This is a genomic window from Streptomyces sp. NPDC058470 (assembly GCF_042721055.1).
Classification (GTDB): domain Bacteria; phylum Actinomycetota; class Actinomycetes; order Streptomycetales; family Streptomycetaceae; genus Streptomyces.
On the sequence record NZ_JBHXMF010000018.1, the window covers coordinates 79,260 to 95,931 of the forward strand.

The 16,672-nt window shown below is 70.5% G+C and carries 11 protein-coding genes; 6 read left to right on the forward strand and 5 right to left on the reverse strand.

The window, feature by feature from the left end; genetic code table 11:
• Nucleotides 1-62: 62 nt before the first annotated feature.
• From pglW to ACFWP7_RS15685, 4 genes are all read right to left on the reverse strand, one after another.
• Entirely contained in the window at nucleotides 63-4,808 is a 4,746-nt protein-coding gene (gene pglW, locus ACFWP7_RS15670; protein WP_384381672.1) for a BREX system serine/threonine kinase PglW, read from the reverse strand.
• 211 nt (nucleotides 4,809-5,019) lie between these two features.
• Entirely contained in the window at nucleotides 5,020-6,306 is a 1,287-nt protein-coding gene (locus ACFWP7_RS15675; protein WP_384381674.1) for a 7-cyano-7-deazaguanine synthase, read from the reverse strand.
• A complete protein-coding gene (locus ACFWP7_RS15680) occupies nucleotides 6,303-7,073 on the reverse strand; it encodes a hypothetical protein (protein WP_384381676.1) in 771 nt (256 codons plus the stop codon). The genes ACFWP7_RS15675 and ACFWP7_RS15680 overlap by 4 nt, the downstream gene beginning before the upstream one ends.
• 2 nt (nucleotides 7,074-7,075) lie before the next feature.
• Nucleotides 7,076-7,477, reverse strand: coding sequence for a hypothetical protein (locus ACFWP7_RS15685; RefSeq protein ID WP_384381678.1), 402 nt, complete (start codon nucleotides 7,475-7,477; stop codon nucleotides 7,076-7,078).
• 121 nt (nucleotides 7,478-7,598) lie between these two features.
• Here ACFWP7_RS15685 and ACFWP7_RS15690 point away from each other — a divergent pair, with 121 nt between their 5' ends.
• The 6 genes from ACFWP7_RS15690 to ACFWP7_RS15715 all read left to right on the forward strand — a co-directional run bounded on the left by ACFWP7_RS15690 (nucleotide 7,599) and on the right by ACFWP7_RS15715 (nucleotide 14,714).
• Entirely contained in the window at nucleotides 7,599-8,330 is a 732-nt protein-coding gene (locus ACFWP7_RS15690; protein WP_384381680.1) for a hypothetical protein, read from the forward strand.
• Between the two features lie 560 nt (nucleotides 8,331-8,890).
• Entirely contained in the window at nucleotides 8,891-10,831 is a 1,941-nt protein-coding gene (locus ACFWP7_RS15695; protein WP_384381778.1) for an FUSC family protein, read from the forward strand.
• 91 nt (nucleotides 10,832-10,922) lie between these two features.
• Nucleotides 10,923-12,308, forward strand: coding sequence for an amidohydrolase (locus ACFWP7_RS15700; RefSeq protein ID WP_384381682.1), 1,386 nt, complete (start codon nucleotides 10,923-10,925; stop codon nucleotides 12,306-12,308).
• A gap of 22 nt (nucleotides 12,309-12,330) precedes the next feature.
• Nucleotides 12,331-13,551, forward strand: a complete 1,221-nt coding sequence (locus ACFWP7_RS15705) for a cytochrome P450 (RefSeq protein ID WP_384381684.1) — start codon at nucleotides 12,331-12,333, stop codon at nucleotides 13,549-13,551.
• A 148-nt stretch (nucleotides 13,552-13,699) separates the two neighbouring features.
• Nucleotides 13,700-14,386 (forward strand): DUF899 domain-containing protein, encoded by a 687-nt coding sequence (locus ACFWP7_RS15710; protein ID WP_384381686.1) that lies wholly within the window; start codon nucleotides 13,700-13,702, stop codon nucleotides 14,384-14,386.
• Between the two features lie 154 nt (nucleotides 14,387-14,540).
• On the forward strand, nucleotides 14,541-14,714 hold the full coding sequence (locus tag ACFWP7_RS15715; RefSeq protein ID WP_384381688.1) for a hypothetical protein: 174 nt from the start codon (nucleotides 14,541-14,543) through the stop codon (nucleotides 14,712-14,714).
• A gap of 34 nt (nucleotides 14,715-14,748) precedes the next feature.
• Here the strand turns inward: ACFWP7_RS15715 and ACFWP7_RS15720 are convergent, their stop codons facing one another.
• Nucleotides 14,749-16,626, reverse strand: a complete 1,878-nt coding sequence (locus ACFWP7_RS15720) for an ABC transporter ATP-binding protein (protein WP_384381780.1) — start codon at nucleotides 16,624-16,626, stop codon at nucleotides 14,749-14,751.
• Nucleotides 16,627-16,672 lie beyond the last annotated feature (46 nt).

Below are 16,672 nucleotides of genomic sequence, written 5' to 3' on the forward strand. Positions count from 1 at the left end.
CGTTGTCCCTGCCACACCTGTCACGTCACGCATGATGCGGGCGGCGCAAGCGCCCGCGGCCCTCAAGTCGCCGCTATCGCGCCCAGGTTGCCACCGGCATCTGAAGCCGACCCTGACCCCGTCTCCGCGTCCCCGGCCGCCGCCTCCGCGCTCAGCCGCCGGTAGTCCGGCCACGAGTCCGGCAGGACGATCCACTCGCCCAGCCCCGCCTGGTACGGCACCGCCGTGACGCCCAGCCGTGGGGGCCGGGCCGGGTCGGTCTGCGGGCAGAGGAGCCACAGCCCGTGCCCGCCGCCCCGCGACCGCTCGGCCAGCCGGTCCAGGACGGCCATCGCGTCGTACCGGGCGAAGGCCCCGGCGTCCGTCAGGAGTAGCGGCACCCGGTGGCCGTCGATGACGGGCTCCGCGAGCCGCTCGCTCAGTCGGGGCTCGACGACACCCCAGGCCGTGCGGGCGTATTCGGCGAACTTCATGGCGGCCCTGGAACCTGGCTCGGCGACGTCCGCGCGGAGGATGGTCTCCCAGGTCGGCTTGACGCGGGCGTCGACCAGTTCGTGCAACGCGTGCAGGAACAGATCGGTGACCGACACAGGGCGTACCTGGAAGCGTTCGTCGGTCAGTTCGCGCAGTGCGTCCCCGACCAGGCTCGTCTCGACCGTCAGGACCCGGAAACCGTCCCGCCGCGCCGAGCCGAGGAGCCGCTCCTCGGCGGCGCCGGCGCCCGCGAGCAGCGTGTCGTCCGAGAAACGGTGGACCGTGGCCTGGGCCCCGGTCGGGCGGGCCGCGCCGGAGGACACGAAACTCGTACCGCCCGCCGGGGTACGCGGCAGGTAGCGCATGACGCGCGTGCCCTTGCGGGCGGACAGCTGAAGGTCGAAACCCGCCTCCTGGAGAGCCTGCGTCAGCGGGCCGCCCGTCGGGAGGGTGTGGCCGCCACGGGTGTCCAGAAGCTCCGGGAAGCGGGCGCGTACCCGCTCGTGGACGTCGTCGGCGGTCAGGCCACGCTGGAACTCGTCGGCCACCCCGGGCACGCGGCGCACCAGACCGGCCTGGGTCAGGCGCAGGGCCCGTACCAGAGGGAGGTCCCGCGGATAGATCTCAAGGCGGGGAGTTGCTGCCGCGTTGCGGGAAGCCGCCGCCGCGACGTCCACCAGACGCCGGTCGTCCCACTCCACCACACCACTCGGCGGAGGGACCGCGCCCAGCTCGCCCAGCACGGTCGCCGCCGTCGGAAGTGTGTCCAGTCCGGCCAGCCGGTCCGCGACCTTGCCGAGGCGCTGGGCGTAGTCCAGCAGGCCGGGCGCCGACGCCGTGTCGGGGGCCTCGTCGGCGCCGACCTCCAGGGCCAGCAGACCCGCTCCCATGCCCTCGTCGGAGGCGTCCCGGTTCGCCGCGTGCTGGAACTCGGCCTCGGTCGCGTGGAGTTGCTCCACCTCGACCACAGCCCGGACCGCCGCCAGTGCCAGCGCGCGCCGCTGCTCACGGTCCTGGAGCTGGGTGCCACGCCGCACAGCCAGCGCGTCCGCGACCTCGGCAGCCGAGGCCAGCCGGCCCAGATCCCGGAGCAGTTCCAGGACTTCGGCGCGCAGGGCCCGTACCGCCGGATGCTTCTTCCAGAGGATGCGCTGCGTCTTCAGCATCTGCGGGATACGGCCGCGCGACAGGCCCAGCTCGGGAGCGACCTCCGTCTGCGTGGGCCAGACCCGGATGCCGGGCAGCTCGCCGCGCTCGTTGGGCAGCCGCAGCAACAGCCGCACCATCTCGCACTCGTTGGCGTTCGAGCCGTCCTTCTTCAGCTCGGGCACGAACAGGGTGGCGAGCGTGTCCAGGCTGACCGTACGCAGGGCCTGCTCCGGCAGCGCCGCCGCACCGCCGTTCGTCGCGATCACCGTCGCCGCGGCGGCCTCGGCTGCGGTCAGCTCCTCCTTCGCCTCCTTGCGGCCCTGCGGAGTTAGCGGGGCGGCGGGCGTCTCCGCGAGGCGCTGGCGCCACTCCTTGATACGGCGCAGTACCTCGGCGCGGGTCTTCGAACCCAGACCGGGCGCGTTGACGAGCTGACGCTGGCTGTAGTCGAGCAACTGGCCCACGTCGTGTACGCGCAGCCCGTACACGAACGACTCCGCCGCCGGGCTCAGCCCCGCCGAGGAGAGGGGAGTGGAACGGTCTGCCTGCGCGGCCAGCCGGTCACGCTGCTGCTCGGCGGTCTCCTCCTCGGCCGCGGGGATCGGAGCGTCCGCCGCCCCAGCCGCCTCGTCCGGGGCGAGAGCCACGGGCTGCCGGGAACGGCGGGAGGACGGCTTCGCCTCGTCCATCGCGAGGAAGATCCGCTTCCAGGCGTCCCGCATCGGCTTCAGATCGCTGTAGCGATGCGTCGCGTCCCGGTGCAGGGCCTTCTCGAAGAAGCCGACGAGCCCGTCCTTCACCGCCGGGTCGAAGGCGTCCGCCTTGATCTTCGGATACGGCTCCGTCTCCGGGTCCGTCTGGCGCGCGGACACCCGGCCCCCGCCCCACACCGGCAGCTCGCGCGAGGCCATCTCGTGCAGAGTGACCGCCAGGGCGTACCGCTCGGCGTGCGCGTCGTACACCGAACGGTCGGTGAGCGTGCCGATGAACGGGTCCAGATAGCCGTCCGTACCGGCCTCGGTCTCCTGCACCGCATAGCCGGCGAGCGAGAAGTCGATCAGAACCAGCTCGCGGGTACGGTTCGGGCGGATGCGGATGGCGATGTTGTCCGGCTTGATGTCGCGGTGCCACACTCCCTCGCCCTCCAGGAAGTCCACCGCGCCGAACAGGTAGTCGCCGTACGCCTCCAACTGGTCCACCGACAGGCGGCCCTGGTCGCGCAGTTGGCGGGCCACCGTCTCCTCCCGGCGGCGGCTGCGTGTGGCACCCGGGGCGGGGGGCTCCCCGTCGTCCTCGCGCTCGTCACCGACGTACTCCGTGACCAGGACCCAGCGTGGTCCGATGCGCAGCGGCTCCGGCTCGACGAGACGGATGATCCGGGAATCGGGGCGCAGCCGCCCCATCACCTCGGCCTCCCGCTGCAGTATGTCGCCGCACCGGTCCGTGCGGCCGACCTTCAGTACGGCCAGCGTCTTCGGGAAACGCGCGTCCGGTCCTGCTGTCAGATCCCGCACCAGGAAGGCACGGCTCGTCGAGCCCGTACCGAGACGACGCCGGACCTCCCAGCGCCCGGCCAGCACATCGCCCGCGACCGCCTCGTACGGGTCCTTCTCCGGCCGCACCTCACCCACGGGCTCGGACGTGGACACAGGCGTAACAGGGGCGGGAACGGGAACGGGCGTCTCCGCGGGCGGGGGTGGCGCGGTCAGAGACTCCTCGACGATCTCCAGCATCTCCAGGAAGTCGTCCACCGAGGGCAGCCGCTGCTCCGGCCGGTAGGCGGTGGCCGCCTGCACCAGCTCGTCGATGTACTCCGACAGCCCGTCGACCATCGCGCTGGGCCGCAGCCCCTCGCCCGCCTCGAAACGGGCCAGCAGCTCTGCCTGGCTGGCCGCTGGTGCCCGGCCGGTGGCCAGCAGATATGTCAGCACGCCCAGCCCGTACACGTCCAGCGCCACCGGGTCGGGCTTCAGCGCCGTCAACTCGGGCGCCAGATACGGGTCGGCGCCCTCCGCGAGATGGGCGCCCGCACGAGAGAGGGAGGTCGGTGCGAACCGTTCACCGCCCGGACCGTTCGCCGAGCCGCGCTCCATCGCGACCTGCCAGTCGGAGACCTGCAGATACGGGTTGAGCCAGCCCGCCTCCTCGCTGTCCGCCCCGGGACCGCGGCCGCGTCCACGCGGCACGACATGGATGGCATGGGCCGCCAGTGTGCGGTGGTAGATCCGCCTGCCGTGCGCCGAACGCACCGTCTCCGCGAGCTGCCGCACCAGCGCCATCCGGCTCAGAATGTCCAACCGGTCGCCGTACTGCGCCAGATACTCGTCCAGGCGCAGCGTCCGCGGATCGAAGTCGAAGATCAGCGCCGGGCCGGCCGAGTGCCCTGACGGGTCGTACTGCTTGAGCTGCACCGCACCGGGATGCCGGAAGCGCCGCAGCACCGCCGCCTCACGCCGGGCAGCCCGCTCCACCGACGCCCGCAGTTCCGCGTCCGAGCCCCGCTCCCGCAGATAGACCCGGATCCGGGCGGCCTCCGGCAGCTCACTGTGCTGAGCCAGATAGTCCGCCCACGTCGGACCGGAGTCGAACGATTTCCGGTGCAGCAGATACGGGCCCACCTTGTACTCGGCGTCGCTGCGCGCTACGCCCACCTGCTCCAGAGCCGACTTGATCCGGCGGGAACGCGGGGCGTCGATGCGGCTGCGCTCGTCGAGCGGGGGCCGCTCCAGCATGTCGATGAGCTGGGCGACCGTGTGGAGGCCGTGCTGGTCGTGCGCGGGCAGCCGGTTGCGCAGCGCGGAGTCGGTGAAGCACACCGCCTCCGACACCCACACCTTCTCGCCCTTCTGCCGCAGCAGCCCGGCCAGCTCCTTGGCTTTCTTGTTGGCGAGGTGCAGCGGGTTGCCGTGGGAGATCTGCCGCCCGCCCGGCTGCGTCTGCAGCCAGGAGCCGTTGCGGGACTCGACCGAGCCGTGCCAGTCCTTCAGTTCGACGAGGTACACGCCGCCCGGGGCGACCACCAGCAGGTCGACCTCCCGGACGTGCCCGCTGTTCGCGGTGAAGGTGAAGTTCGACCAGGCATGCCACGGGTCGTTGTCGCGCAGCTTCTCGCGGATCGCCTCCAGGCCCCGCCGCTCATGCTGGAACTCGGATTCGGTGACCGTGACCCACCGGCCGTCCCGCATGTGCCCATCCCCGCTTCGTTTTCGTATCGATTCGGGCCGTTTTGCCGCCGCCGTTCTGTCCCCGCTCGGGCGGCAAAAGCCCAAGCTCAGATCGTAACGGGTGTAGGGGGAGTCGGAGGGTGGGTCGGATCGAATCGGTCAGGGGCAAGTGCCCGCGTCAAGGCGCCTCGTCGCTGGTCATGGCGTGGAGCACGGCACCGTCCGGCGCGGTTCACATCGCTCGCACGAGAGCGCGCAGCTCGGTTCGTCCACGGTCGATCACGTTCAGCCACGGCGCGGCCTCTGTCCCTGGAGGGAGGGGCTGGTCGGCGATCAGGTCGAGGGCGCCGTAGGGCGCGTCCAGCCAGCGACGCAGGGCCTGCCAGTCGCGGGTGCGCTTGCGGGGCAGGCGAGGGGACGTGGGGGATGCCTCGTAGTCGGTGGCGTCCGCTCCGTTCGCGTGCAGGAGGCCTGAGCGGCGTACCAGGCACGGGTAGCAGACGCCGCAGTTGTCGTAGGGGCGGTTCTGGCGGCGCCTGGGTGGGGCTCCACAACTCAGTGTCGCCTCCAGTTCGGCAGGGGAGAGGCCGGCTGCCTCGCATACCTCCCCCTTGGTGAGGCGAGCCAGGGGGTTGGTCACCGTGACAGCGCCTTCGGCACCGGCGATGGAGCGGATGAGCCGGTTGAGGAGGTGCAGGGTCCACGGGTGTACGGAGCGGGTCGACAGAGCTGAGGAGCGAGAGGCGGTCAGCGGTGGGTTGAGGGCGAGCTGTCCGTTCTCGGGGACGTGGACGGTCGGGATGCCGCTCGCGGCGGCTGCCCGTACGGCGGTGGCCGAGTAGAGCAGGCCCCGCGAGCGGGATGACGACTCCACCGAGCGTCCGTCCCGGCCTCCCGGCACCTGCCGCAGATTGGCGTGTTTGACGACGCGGCCCGAATCCCGGGCTCGCTGTTCCACTGTCCGGAGAACTCCCCGCTGCAAGGATTCGAGCTGGGGCTCCGCGAAGGTCACCAGGAGCAGCAGACCGGCCGCGGAGCCGGCGCGTTGTGCCGCCCAGCTCAGCGAGTCGAGACCGCCGGAGAACAGGGCTACTTCCGTTGCTCGCCAGTCATCGCCCAGGGGAATCGGCGGCTGTGACGATGCTGCGCGCAGTGCTCGCGGGCGTATGTCCCAGTGATCTCCGGTGAGCATCTGGAGGAGCGCCGAGGCAAGGCCGGCAGCCGTCCCGGTCCAGCGGAGCGGATCGCGCACCGGAAGGGAGAGCGAGATGCGACGGGTCCAGCGGTCGAAGACCTTGTCACGGGAGGCTAGCTTGTCGGCCAGGAAGGCGGCCCGTGCCAGCCTGAGCAGATCGTCCGCCCAGTCCGGTGCCGCCGCATCGAGATACTGGTGACCCGTGATGCGCTCCTCCCGTTCGCGAAATCCGGCCTCACCGATGGCATGCCATCCAGCTGTTCTGGCCTCCTCGCCGTCGTGCGACCGCCACCAGAAGCGGTATGGCTCGTCGCTGCTGCTCATGCGATCACCTCGGATGTGCCGGGTAGCTCCGCAACTAGGCCCAGCACCTTGCCGACAGCGCCGGGGACGAGTCCTTGTGCCACCTGGGGGAGCGGGAGGGGAGCTTCCAGGTAGGCGGTTTCCTCGCAGGGATCCGGCACGAGTTCCAGCACTCGTTCGGCGATCAGGTCGGCGATCGTGCCGCTCGGATCGAAGAGGGGCAGAACGGGGACGGCGAGCTTGATGTGCTCGGCTATGAAGCAGTGCAGAAACTCAGTCACGAGGCCGGCGAAGAACCACTGGTACAGCAGACACAGAAGATCGCCGGAGAGCCCGCGTCCTGTGGGCTGCGTTGCTTCGGGGTATTCGGCGACGAATCGCTGGGCGCATCGGGTGGCGGCTCGGCGCACTGCCGCGTCGACCAGGGTCGTCCCGTCTCCTGCCACCCGTCGGCTGAACTCCGCGACGAACGACATGGCCGGATCGGCGAAGGCGAGGTGTGGTGCGGCCGTCAGCGGCTCAGGGCCGTACTCGCCCAACTGGCCCATCACGTCCACGACACGCTCACCGGCGCGCTGCCACGCGGACGACAGGCCGAAGGCGTAGGGATCGTCGTGCATGGTGTCCCGGAGGGTCGTGAGACAGGCATCCGCGGCGGATTCGATCCGTGCCTCCTGCCCTTCCTCGAGCCGGCCGAGACGCCCACCGAGAGCCGTCCAGCGTTTACCGGTACTGCTGTCTGCGCCGCGGGTGCCGCCCGGGCCCTTCCACCGTGTGGATGTGCCCATGTTCAGGCGCCCCCCTTGCCCAGCACTGCCAACACCGTGGTCGTCAGCGTGCAGACGAGCGCGACGATGGCTCCGAGGGTGGTCAGGCCGGTTTTTCGGTCGGGGAACAGTTCGCGCCCCGTCTGCCGCATCCCTGGGTGCACGACAAGGGTGCGCATGCGTTGCCACTTGTGCTGCTCGATGCTGCAGCCACGCAGTAGACCGTGGGCGTTCTTTCGGCACGTCTGCCCCTGCTTGCGGATGGGGGCGCCACAAGGGAGCGGTGCCTGCACCAGGAACCACAAGAGAGACAGCGTGAAGAGGGCGGTCAGCCCGACAGGGCCGATATCGGAGATCAGCCAAGCCGTGATGCCGACGACGAGGGTGATCAGTCCCCAGTAAGGCCAGATCTTCCGCCAGTTCATGACAAGTGAACGTATGTGTGGAGGGCAAGCATCAGGAGGGCGCACAAAGGCGCACGGAAGCATTCGCCGTCGGCGAATATCCCTTCGAAAAGCCCCAGTTGACACTGCTACCGTCACCGACGTGGCGAAACTCAATCAGATCATCGCAGTCGAGAAGGGCATCAAGTCCAAGTCCCACCAGGACCTGACGTCTGCTCACCATGGGCTGCAGAAGCCCGCGTTGCTGGCCGGTATCTCACGGACGTACCAGCCGAAGGACGAGGAGGGTGAGCAGTTGCCGCCCGAGTCGACCCGGGTGCAGGTGCAGGCCGAGGATGTGTTGCGGGAGACCGCGGGGACGCTGACGCGGCTGTTCGATGTGACCGCCACCAAGGACTGGGCGAACTGCACGGCGCGGGCCGATGTGTTGGTCGACGGGCGGGTGCTCGTCGCCGAAGTACCCGTGTCCTACCTGCTGTTTCTTGAGAAGCAGCTCACCGATCTCAACACCTTCGTGCGGAAGCTGCCCGTCCTCGACGCCTCCGAGTCGTGGGTTCAGGACCCGTCCACCGATGCGTGGAAGACCGAGCCCGTGCGGACGCTTCGTACGAAGAAGGTGCCCCGGAACCACGTCAAGGCCGAGGCCACCGAGAAGCATCCCGCCCAGGTCGAGGTGTACTACGAGGACATCCCGGTCGGTTACTGGACGACCGTGAAGTTCTCGGGGGCGCTCCCCGCGCGGCGGGTGAACGAACTGCTCGACCGGGTCGAGAAGTTGCAGCAGGCCGTCAAGTTCGCCCGCGAGGAGGCGAACGGCGTGGATGTCGTCGACCAGCGCGTCGCTGACTCCGTGTTCGGCTACCTGTTCGGGTAGCCTCAAGAACTCCCCGGCCACCATGAACCACGGTCGGGGTGCGCGAGGAGCGCAAAGCTGAAGCTGAAGCTTGTCGTGATGAGCGGCTAGGACCTCGAGCCTGCCGCGGTCAATCTCAGACTCTCGCTCCAGACTCAGTATTCGCCACCGATCGCCGGATCGACCGGGCCCAGGCCCCGGACGTCGAAATGCCGGTTCAAGTCCGGCCCGCACAGCTCGATGTGCGGTGGTCCAAAGGCAGGACGCGGCGACATGATGACTGACCTGGGTCCTCAAGCGTGCCGGCGTGTGAATTGGGTGGCATCACAGGGTCCGGGGGCCGGCTACGCCCTCGGACCCGCTCCCGTTTCCGCGTACGTCGGCCATGACACGCGTTGCGTACGTCGGCCATGACACCGCTTGCGCACATCGGCCATGCACTCCTTGCGTGCAGCGGCTTCGCCGAAGAGTTGCGTTCATAACGTTCGCGGCATTCCCGTGAAGTGTCACCTCACCGAAACGCTTGCGGTCCCTTCCCTCCAGCAACTCCACCTACCGTGGACAGCACGCCAGCCCGGCCGATGCCGCCCGAAGGCAACCCCCCGCCCTCGCCCGACAGGAGCCCCGTGCCACTCCCCAGCGTCGCCGTACCGCCCTGGCTCGCCCATGCCCTGCGCGCACAGCGGGGACCGGTTCCCTGGAACGCGGTCATCCGGGGTGCGCTGGCCGCCGGGCCCCTGCTGCTCGCGGCGGTGGTCGCCGGGCGGCCGTCCGTCGGAGTGGTCGCCGCGCTCGGGGCCATGCTGGCCGGGTTCAACGACCGGCCGGGGAGTCGGCGGACGGCCGTCAAGAGGCTCGGGGTGCCGGCCCTCGCGGGGGCCGGTGGGCTGCTTGTCGGGTCGTACGCCGGAGAGCATGTCGGGGCGGTGACGCTCACCCTCCTACTGACCGGGCTCGGGCTTGTGGCGGGGGCCGCCAGCGCCATCGGACCCGTCGCCTCGGGGGCCGGGACGCAGCTGCTCGTGGCCGCGGCCATCGGGGCCGGGATGCCGCTCCCCGAACCCGGTTGGCAGCGCGCGCTGTGCTACCTCGCCGGAGCCGGCTGGCTGCTCGCCCTGCGGCTCGCGCTCCCGACGACCAGGGTCACCGCCGGTGACTACCGGTTCGACGGTGAGCGGGACGCCGTCGGTGCGGTGTACGACGCGATCGCCGAACTGCTGGCCGCCGCCGGGGGCACGGACGCGACCGCTCGCCGGGCCGCGCTGACCGCCGCCCTAGATCACGCGCAGGACGCGCTTGCCGGGCCCAGGTTGCGGCGGTACGCCAGTTCCGGGGCCGAGCGGCGGCTGCACGCGCAGTACGCCGCCGCGCTGCCGCTCGCCGAGGCCGCGACCGCGCTCGCCTGGGTGGGAGAGGCGGTGCCCGCGCGGGCCGCGGAAGGACCCCGGAGGCTCGCCGCCGCCGTACGGACCGGTGCGCACACCGGGCCACTGCCCGCACCCGGACGCTCCGCACCCGAACTCCGCGCCCTCGACGACGCCCTGCTCCACGCCGCCGACGCCTTCGACGGAGGCGGCACTGGAGGCGGCGCGGGAAAGAACCTGCACACCCGGCGTCGTACCGCCCGGTTCCTCGCGCGCACTGCCTTCGGCGCGGGAGGGCGTGAGTACGGGCTTCGCGTCGCTCTCTGCTTCGGCGCCAGCGTGGGCCTGGCGCAGGCCCTGCAGCACGCCCCGTGGTCCGGGAACCACTCCCACTGGTACTGGCTCCCCGTGACCGCCGTCTTCCTCGTCAAGCCCGATCTCGGGCCGCTCGCCTCGCGCGTGCTGTGCCGGGCGGCGGGAACGGTGCTGGGCGCTCTCGTCTTCGCCGGGCTCGCCGCGTTGTTGCCCAGGCCCGCCGGGCTCATCGTCGTCGTGGCCGTCTGCGGTGCTCTGATTCCCGTCGCCACGCGGCACTTCGCCGCGCAGACCGCCGTCGTCACCGTTCTCGTACTCGCCCTCGTCATGGTGGCGGGCGAGCCGCCCGCCGCCTGGAGTCGCATCAGCGAGACCCTGCTGGCCTGCGCGATCGTGCTGCTCGTAGGGCATCTGCCGGCACTCGGACAGCGCGGAGGGACGGTACGCGCCCGGCTCGCGCGTGCCATGGAGGCGGCCGACGTCTACCTCGCGCATGTGCTGAGCGACGACACGACGGACGACCGGGCCGGACGCTGGGCCCTGCGGCGCGAGGCCTATCGCGCACTCGCCGAGGCCAAGACCGCGATCGACCTCGCCGCCGCCGAACTCCCCGCCCTGGCACGGCACGCGGAGGGTACGGACGAGGTGGCGGCCACCCTCGAACGGCTCGTCGACACGACGACCGCGTGCGCCGTGCAACTCGACGACACCGGGCACCTCACGCCCCGCCACACCGAGCGGATCGCCGAACTCCTCGACGAACTGGCCGAGGGGCGGGTACGGGCGAGGCTTCGCGTGAAGCACGGGCACGGGCACGGGCCCAAAATCCGCATCGCTGTATGACGGCTGGGCCGCGCGCTGTCCCCGGATTCCCGATTCTCCGGTTCCGCGGTTCAGGTGACCCGGCGCCGCGCCCCCGTCGTACGGTGACGCCATGACGCCGTCTCCCACGACCCCGTCCACCCCCGCTCAGGACCCCGCCGATCTCGTCATCACCGGCTGCACCGCCCTCGTCCACGACGAGCACGAGGGGATCGCCTTCGTCGAGGACTCCTCGATCGTCGTACGAGGAGGGGTCATCGAGGCTGTCACCGGCGGCGATCCCGGTGTGGACGCCGTCCAGCGCATCGACGCCCGCGGTCAGGTGGCGATGCCCGGCCTCATCAACTGCCATACGCACTCGCCGATGGTCGCGCTGCGCGGCATCGCGGAGGACCTGCCCGCCGAGGAGTGGTTCAACGACTTCGTCTGGCCGATCGAGTCCAACCTCACCGAAAGGGATGTGGAGTTGGGCGCGCGGCTGGCCTGCGCCGAGATGATCCGCGGCGGGGTCACCTGCTTCGCCGACCACTACTTCTCGATGGACACCGTCGCCGCCGTGGTGGCGGAGACCGGGCTGCGCGCGCATCTGGGGGAGGCGTTCTTCTCCTCCCAGGGGCCCCAAGGCCGGGAGAAGTCACTGAAGTTCGCGCTCCGGTACAGGGGATCGGCGGACGGCCGCATCACCACCGCACTCGCCCCGCACGCCCCGTACACGGTGGACGACGCCGACCTCGCCGCGACCGCCGAACTCGCCCGCGCCCACGGCCTTCCCGTGCACCTCCACGCCTCCGAGAGCCGCGACCAGACCGACAACAGCCTTGCCCGGCATGGTCGTACACCGATCGAGATCCTGGAGCGGACCGGGATCCTCTCCACCGGAACCAGCGTGCTCATCGCGCACGGCACCGGAATCGTCGAGCGCGATCTGCCGGTGCTGGAGCGCGCGGCGCAAGCGGGAACCGTCGCAGTCGCGACCGCGCCCCGCGGGTACCTGAAGTTCGCGTGGGGCCCGACACCGGTGCGTGCGCTGCGTGAGATCGGTGTTCCCGTCGGGCTCGCCACGGACGGGGCCGCCTCGAACAACTCCCTGGACGTGTGGGAGTCCATGGCGCTCACCTCGCTCGTGCAGAAGTCGACCGAGGGCGATCCGAGGTGGCTGACATCCCGTCAAGCCCTGCACCACGCAACGCTCCAGAGCGCGCGGGCCGTCGGACTCGGCGAGCGGATCGGCAGCCTCGCGCCCGGGCGGCGGGCCGACATCATCCTCGTCGACCTCAGCGGGCCGCACACCCAGCCCGTGCACGACCTCGCGCCCACACTCGTGCACAGCGCCCGCTCCTCGGACGTACGGACGACGATCGTCGACGGGCGTGTGGTGATGCGGGATCGCGAGCTGCTCACGCTCGATCTGCCGTCCACCGTAAGGGAGTTGGGGGAACGGCTGCCCGCCCTGATCGACCGGAGTCACGGGAAGCGAATCCAGGAGTACGACGCCTGATCGCGCTGGCTAGGGTGGAGTCATGCCCACGTCCCAGGATCCCGCAGCGGGCCTCATCGACAACCCGTACGCCGTCTACGAACGCCTTCGTGAGGCCGCGCCCGTGCACCGCGTCGCCGGTACCGACGGCAGCTCGGCCTGGCTCGTCACGCGGTACGACGACGTACGCGAGGCCCTCGCGAGCCCGCTGCTGTCGGTGGACAAGCGGCATGCGCTGCCGGGGAGTTCCAAGGGGCTGGCATTGCCGTCGGCCCTCGACGCGAATCTCCTGAACATGGAGGCACCCGACCACACCCGCATCCGGCGCATGGTGGTACGGGCCTTCACGTCGCGCCGCGTCGAGCAACTCCGCACACCCATGAGGGAGACCGCCGACCGGCTCCTCGACGCACTCGGAACGCACGGCAGGACGGACCTGATCGCCGCGTATGCCGCGCCTCTTCCCATCACCGTCATCTGCGATCTCCTTGGCGTTCCGGACGAGCACCGCCTGGACTTCCGGGTCTGGACGGACGTACTCGTCGCGCCCGACCCGTCGCGCCCGACGGCGGCGAAGGAGGCGGTGGTGGCCATGCTCGGGTTCTTCACCCAACTCCTCGCGGACAAGCGGAAGGAGCCCGCGGACGACCTGCTCTCCGACCTCATCGCGGTACGGGACGAGGGCGGCCGGCTCACCGAGAGCAACCGTCTCACCGACGGCGACCGTCTCACCGAGGACGAGCTGATGTCACTCGCCTTCCTCATCCTCTTCGCCGGATACGAGAACACGACGCAGCTCATCGGGAGCGCCGTCCTGGGGCTGCTCACCCACCCCGACCAGTTGGCGACCCTGCGGGCGCACCCGGAGCAACTTGCCGCCGCCGTCGAGGAGTTCAGCCGTCACGAGGGGCCGGCCCTGCTCGCCATCCGACGCTTCCCCACCGAGGACATGACGATCGGGGGAGTCACCGTCGCCGCGGGCGAGACCGTCCTGCTGTCCCTGGCCGCCGCCAACCGCGACCCGCGCCGGTTTCCCGATCCAGACCGGCTCGACCTCGGCCGGGACACCTCCGGTCATCTCGCGCTCGGCCACGGCATCCACTACTGCCTGGGCGCGCCGCTGGCCCGGCTGGAGACCGAGATCGCCCTGTCCGCGCTCCTGGAACGTCTCCCGGACCTCGCGCTCGACGCCGACCCGGCCGAGCTGCGGTGGCGTCCCTCCCTGCGCGCCCGCGGACTGCTCGCGCTTCCGGTGACGTACTGAATCCCGTAGCCCGTAGCCCGTAGCCCGTAGTCCGTAGTCCGTAGTCCGGTGCGTCCTGGACCGATTTCAGAAAATCTCCGTCCCGCCGATGAGTTCCGCTGCCCCCTCCGGTCCACCCCACGAAGGCACCGTTTAGTAGGAGGGGCACATGACGCTTCCGCAGATCGTCTCGCGCAACGAGTGGCGCGCAGCGCGCGAGGAACTGCTGGCCAAGGAGAAGGCCGCCACGCGTGCGCGGGACGCGCTCAACGCGGAGCGCCGTGGGCTGCCGATGGTCGAGATCGAGAAGGAGTACGTGTTCGAGGGCGGCGACGGGAAGGCGACGCTGCTCGACCTCTTCGACGGGCGGAACCAACTCGTCGTCTACCACTTCATGTTCGCGCCGGAGTGGGCCGCGGGCTGCCGTAGCTGCTCGGGATTCCTCGACCAGATCGGCCATCTTGCGCATCTGCGGGCCCGGGACACCGAGTTCGCCGCCGTGTCCCGTGCACCGCACCCGAAAATCCTCCCCTTCAAGGCGCGCATGGGATGGACGGTGCCGTGGTACTCGTCCTACGGCAACGAGTTCAACTACGACTTCCAGGCATCCTTCGGCGGTGAAGAACCCTACGAGCGACCGGGCATCAGCTGCTTCCTGCGGGACCGTGACCGTGTCTTCCACACGTACTCGACATACGAGCGAGGACTCGACGGGATCGGTTCCACGACCAGCCTGCTGGACCTGACCGCGCTGGGACGGCAGGAGGAGTGGGAGGAGCCCAGTGGGCGCTCATCTGCGCTGGGGGCGCCGGCGGGCAGTGAACGGATCCAATATCACGACGAGTACGTGGACTGACACGACGGCCACACGCGGCGTGCGGAAGTGAGAGTTCCCTCACAGCGACCCCGCGATGAAGTGTCGACTACGTCTCAGTACTGTTACTTTACGAGCCGTTCACCCCATGAGGGGCGTTTAACTCTACGAGAGCAGCGCTACATGGAGGTGCAGGGTGAACGGGCGAACGGTGCTGAAGCGCTTTCCCGCAGGTGGGCCGCGCGGGTCGTGGCCGGCGGAGGAGTTCGCGCAGGCTCGCCGTCTGGAAGGTCAGGCCGCCGAGGTGGTCATGGATCTGTCGACGGACGCGTTCCTGGTGGTTGTCCGGGCCGCTGAGCTCGTCGAGTGAGGCCGGAGGCCGTCCCGGACTTCCTCCCGCGGGATCAACCGGCCCCCCTGGCCGGGACCTCCGACGTAGGCACCTTCGACGTGAACTGTTCCGCCTGGAGCGAGTACAGCTCCGCGTAGACGCCCCCGATGGCCAGGAGTTCCGCCGGGCTGCCGGACTCCACGAGGCGGCCCTGGTCGAGGACGTGTACGAGATCGGCATGGCGCACGGACGCCAGCCGGTGCGTGATGAGGATGACGGTCTGGCCGGTGCCCGCCAGCGCCCTGATTTTCTCGAACACCTCCAGCTCGGCCCGGGCGTCGAGCGCCGCCGTGGGTTCGTCCACGATCAGGATGGTGCCGCGCCGATAGGCGGCCCGCGCGATGCCCAGCCGCTGCCACTGTCCGCCCGACAGCTCGTGCCCGCCGCTGAAACCGCGGGCCAGGAGGGTGTCCAGGCCACGGGGCAGATCCGCCACGACGTCCTGAGCCCCGGCCTCGGCCACCGATGAGGCCAGCCGCTCGTCGGTGAGCGGGGCCGAGGCGCGGCCGACGGCGACGTTGACGCGGGCGGTGAACGGCCACCGTTTGAAGTCCTGGGCCAGCATCGCGATGCGTTCGGCGAGCTGGTGCCGGTCCGCGGTCGCCGCGTCGACGTCGTCCCACAGGATCCGGCCGTGCTCGGGCGCGTACAGGCCCGCGAGCAGTTTCACCAGGGTCGTCTTGCCCGAGCCGTTCTCGCCGACGAGCGCCACGATCTTGCCGAGCGGCACGCTGAGGGTCACGTCCGCGAGCGCGGGCCGGGTCGAGGAGCCCGGGTAGGTGAACGTGACGTTCTCGAAGCGTATTTCGCGGGGATCGGCGGGGAGCGGAGCGCCGCCCAGGGGGATCGCGCGTTCGGCCGCCTCGACGTACAGGCGCTGCAGGTCGCCCACGAACAGGCCGTCTTCGTGCAGGGAGTTGATTTCCAGGACGAGCGTGCCGAGGCTCGCGGAGCCGGTGCGGATCGCGATCACCGCCGTACCGGCGACGGAGAGTGCCATCGCGCCGGCGAGCAGCAGACCGCCGAGGGTCGCGTACGTCGCCACGGTGGCGAGGCCGGTCCAGGCCGCCGCGATCAAGCCGGTGCGGGCGGAGAGCCGGGCCAGGCGCGCCTGCTCGGCCTCCGCGCTCTCCGACATCGAACGGTAGTGGCGCAGCAGGAACGGGCCGACGCCGTGTACGCGGATCTCCGGAGCCGCGGCGGGCTCGGTGAGCAGGTTGCTGATCAGGCGCCCGGCGCGGATGTGCTGCACCCAGGTGTGGAACGACTGGTAGTGGCGCCGGGCGTTGGTCAGCGCGCTCCACGCGCTCGGCAGCGTCATCGTCACGAGCAGCGGCAGAAGCGCGGGGTGCAGCACCGTCAGGACGCCGGCCGCCGCGCACAGCGAGATCATCGCGTTCACCACCCGGGCGGCGATCGTGATCATGCGGCGGGCGGAGTGGGCGCCGTACTGCGCGGTGTCCAGCAGCTTGTGGAAGGCGTCGTCCTCGATGGCGGCCAGCTCCACGGCTGCCGCCCGTTCCAGATACAGCTCGGTCGCGACCCGCTCGACCTTCGGTTCCAGCCGCCCCGTCGCGTACGTCGACGCCGCCCGCAGCAGCGCGGCGAACAGCATCACGACGGCGACCGTGACCAGCGCCGGGAGCGCCCCGCGCAGCCGGTCCTCGACCGGGCCGCTGGTCATCAGCCTGCCCAGCACGCTGTTGACGGCCAGCAGACTCACCGCCTGTGTCACGCCGCGGGACAGCTCGGCGGCCAGCACGATCCGGGCGGCGCGGCGGTCCGCCGTCCAGGCGAGCCGGAAACTGGACGCGAGCAGGGACGGCAGCCGCGTCATCATGGCGCGGAAGTTCAGCTCCAGGAACGCGTCGGCGTGCTGGGACCAGCCCATGTCATAGCGGAGCGGGCCGCCGAAGAGCAGGTGCTCCGATTCGGAG

Excerpts from the sequence above, each read along its gene's own strand:
- ACFWP7_RS15705 (WP_384381684.1), top strand. The coding sequence starts at position 12,331 with ATGCCCACGTCCCAGGATCCCGCAGCGGGCCTCATCGACAACCCGTAC.
- ACFWP7_RS15720 (WP_384381780.1), bottom strand. The coding sequence starts at position 16,626 with ATGGGCTGGTCCCAGCACGCCGACGCGTTCCTGGAGCTGAACTTCCGC.
- ACFWP7_RS15675 (WP_384381674.1), bottom strand. The coding sequence starts at position 6,306 with ATGAGCAGCAGCGACGAGCCATACCGCTTCTGGTGGCGGTCGCACGAC.
- ACFWP7_RS15680 (WP_384381676.1), bottom strand. The coding sequence starts at position 7,073 with ATGGGCACATCCACACGGTGGAAGGGCCCGGGCGGCACCCGCGGCGCA.
- ACFWP7_RS15685 (WP_384381678.1), bottom strand. The coding sequence starts at position 7,477 with ATGAACTGGCGGAAGATCTGGCCTTACTGGGGACTGATCACCCTCGTC.
- pglW (WP_384381672.1), bottom strand. The coding sequence starts at position 4,808 with ATGCGGGACGGCCGGTGGGTCACGGTCACCGAATCCGAGTTCCAGCAT.
- ACFWP7_RS15700 (WP_384381682.1), top strand. The coding sequence starts at position 10,923 with ATGACGCCGTCTCCCACGACCCCGTCCACCCCCGCTCAGGACCCCGCC.
- ACFWP7_RS15695 (WP_384381778.1), top strand. The coding sequence starts at position 8,891 with ATGCCGCCCGAAGGCAACCCCCCGCCCTCGCCCGACAGGAGCCCCGTG.
- ACFWP7_RS15710 (WP_384381686.1), top strand. The coding sequence starts at position 13,700 with ATGACGCTTCCGCAGATCGTCTCGCGCAACGAGTGGCGCGCAGCGCGC.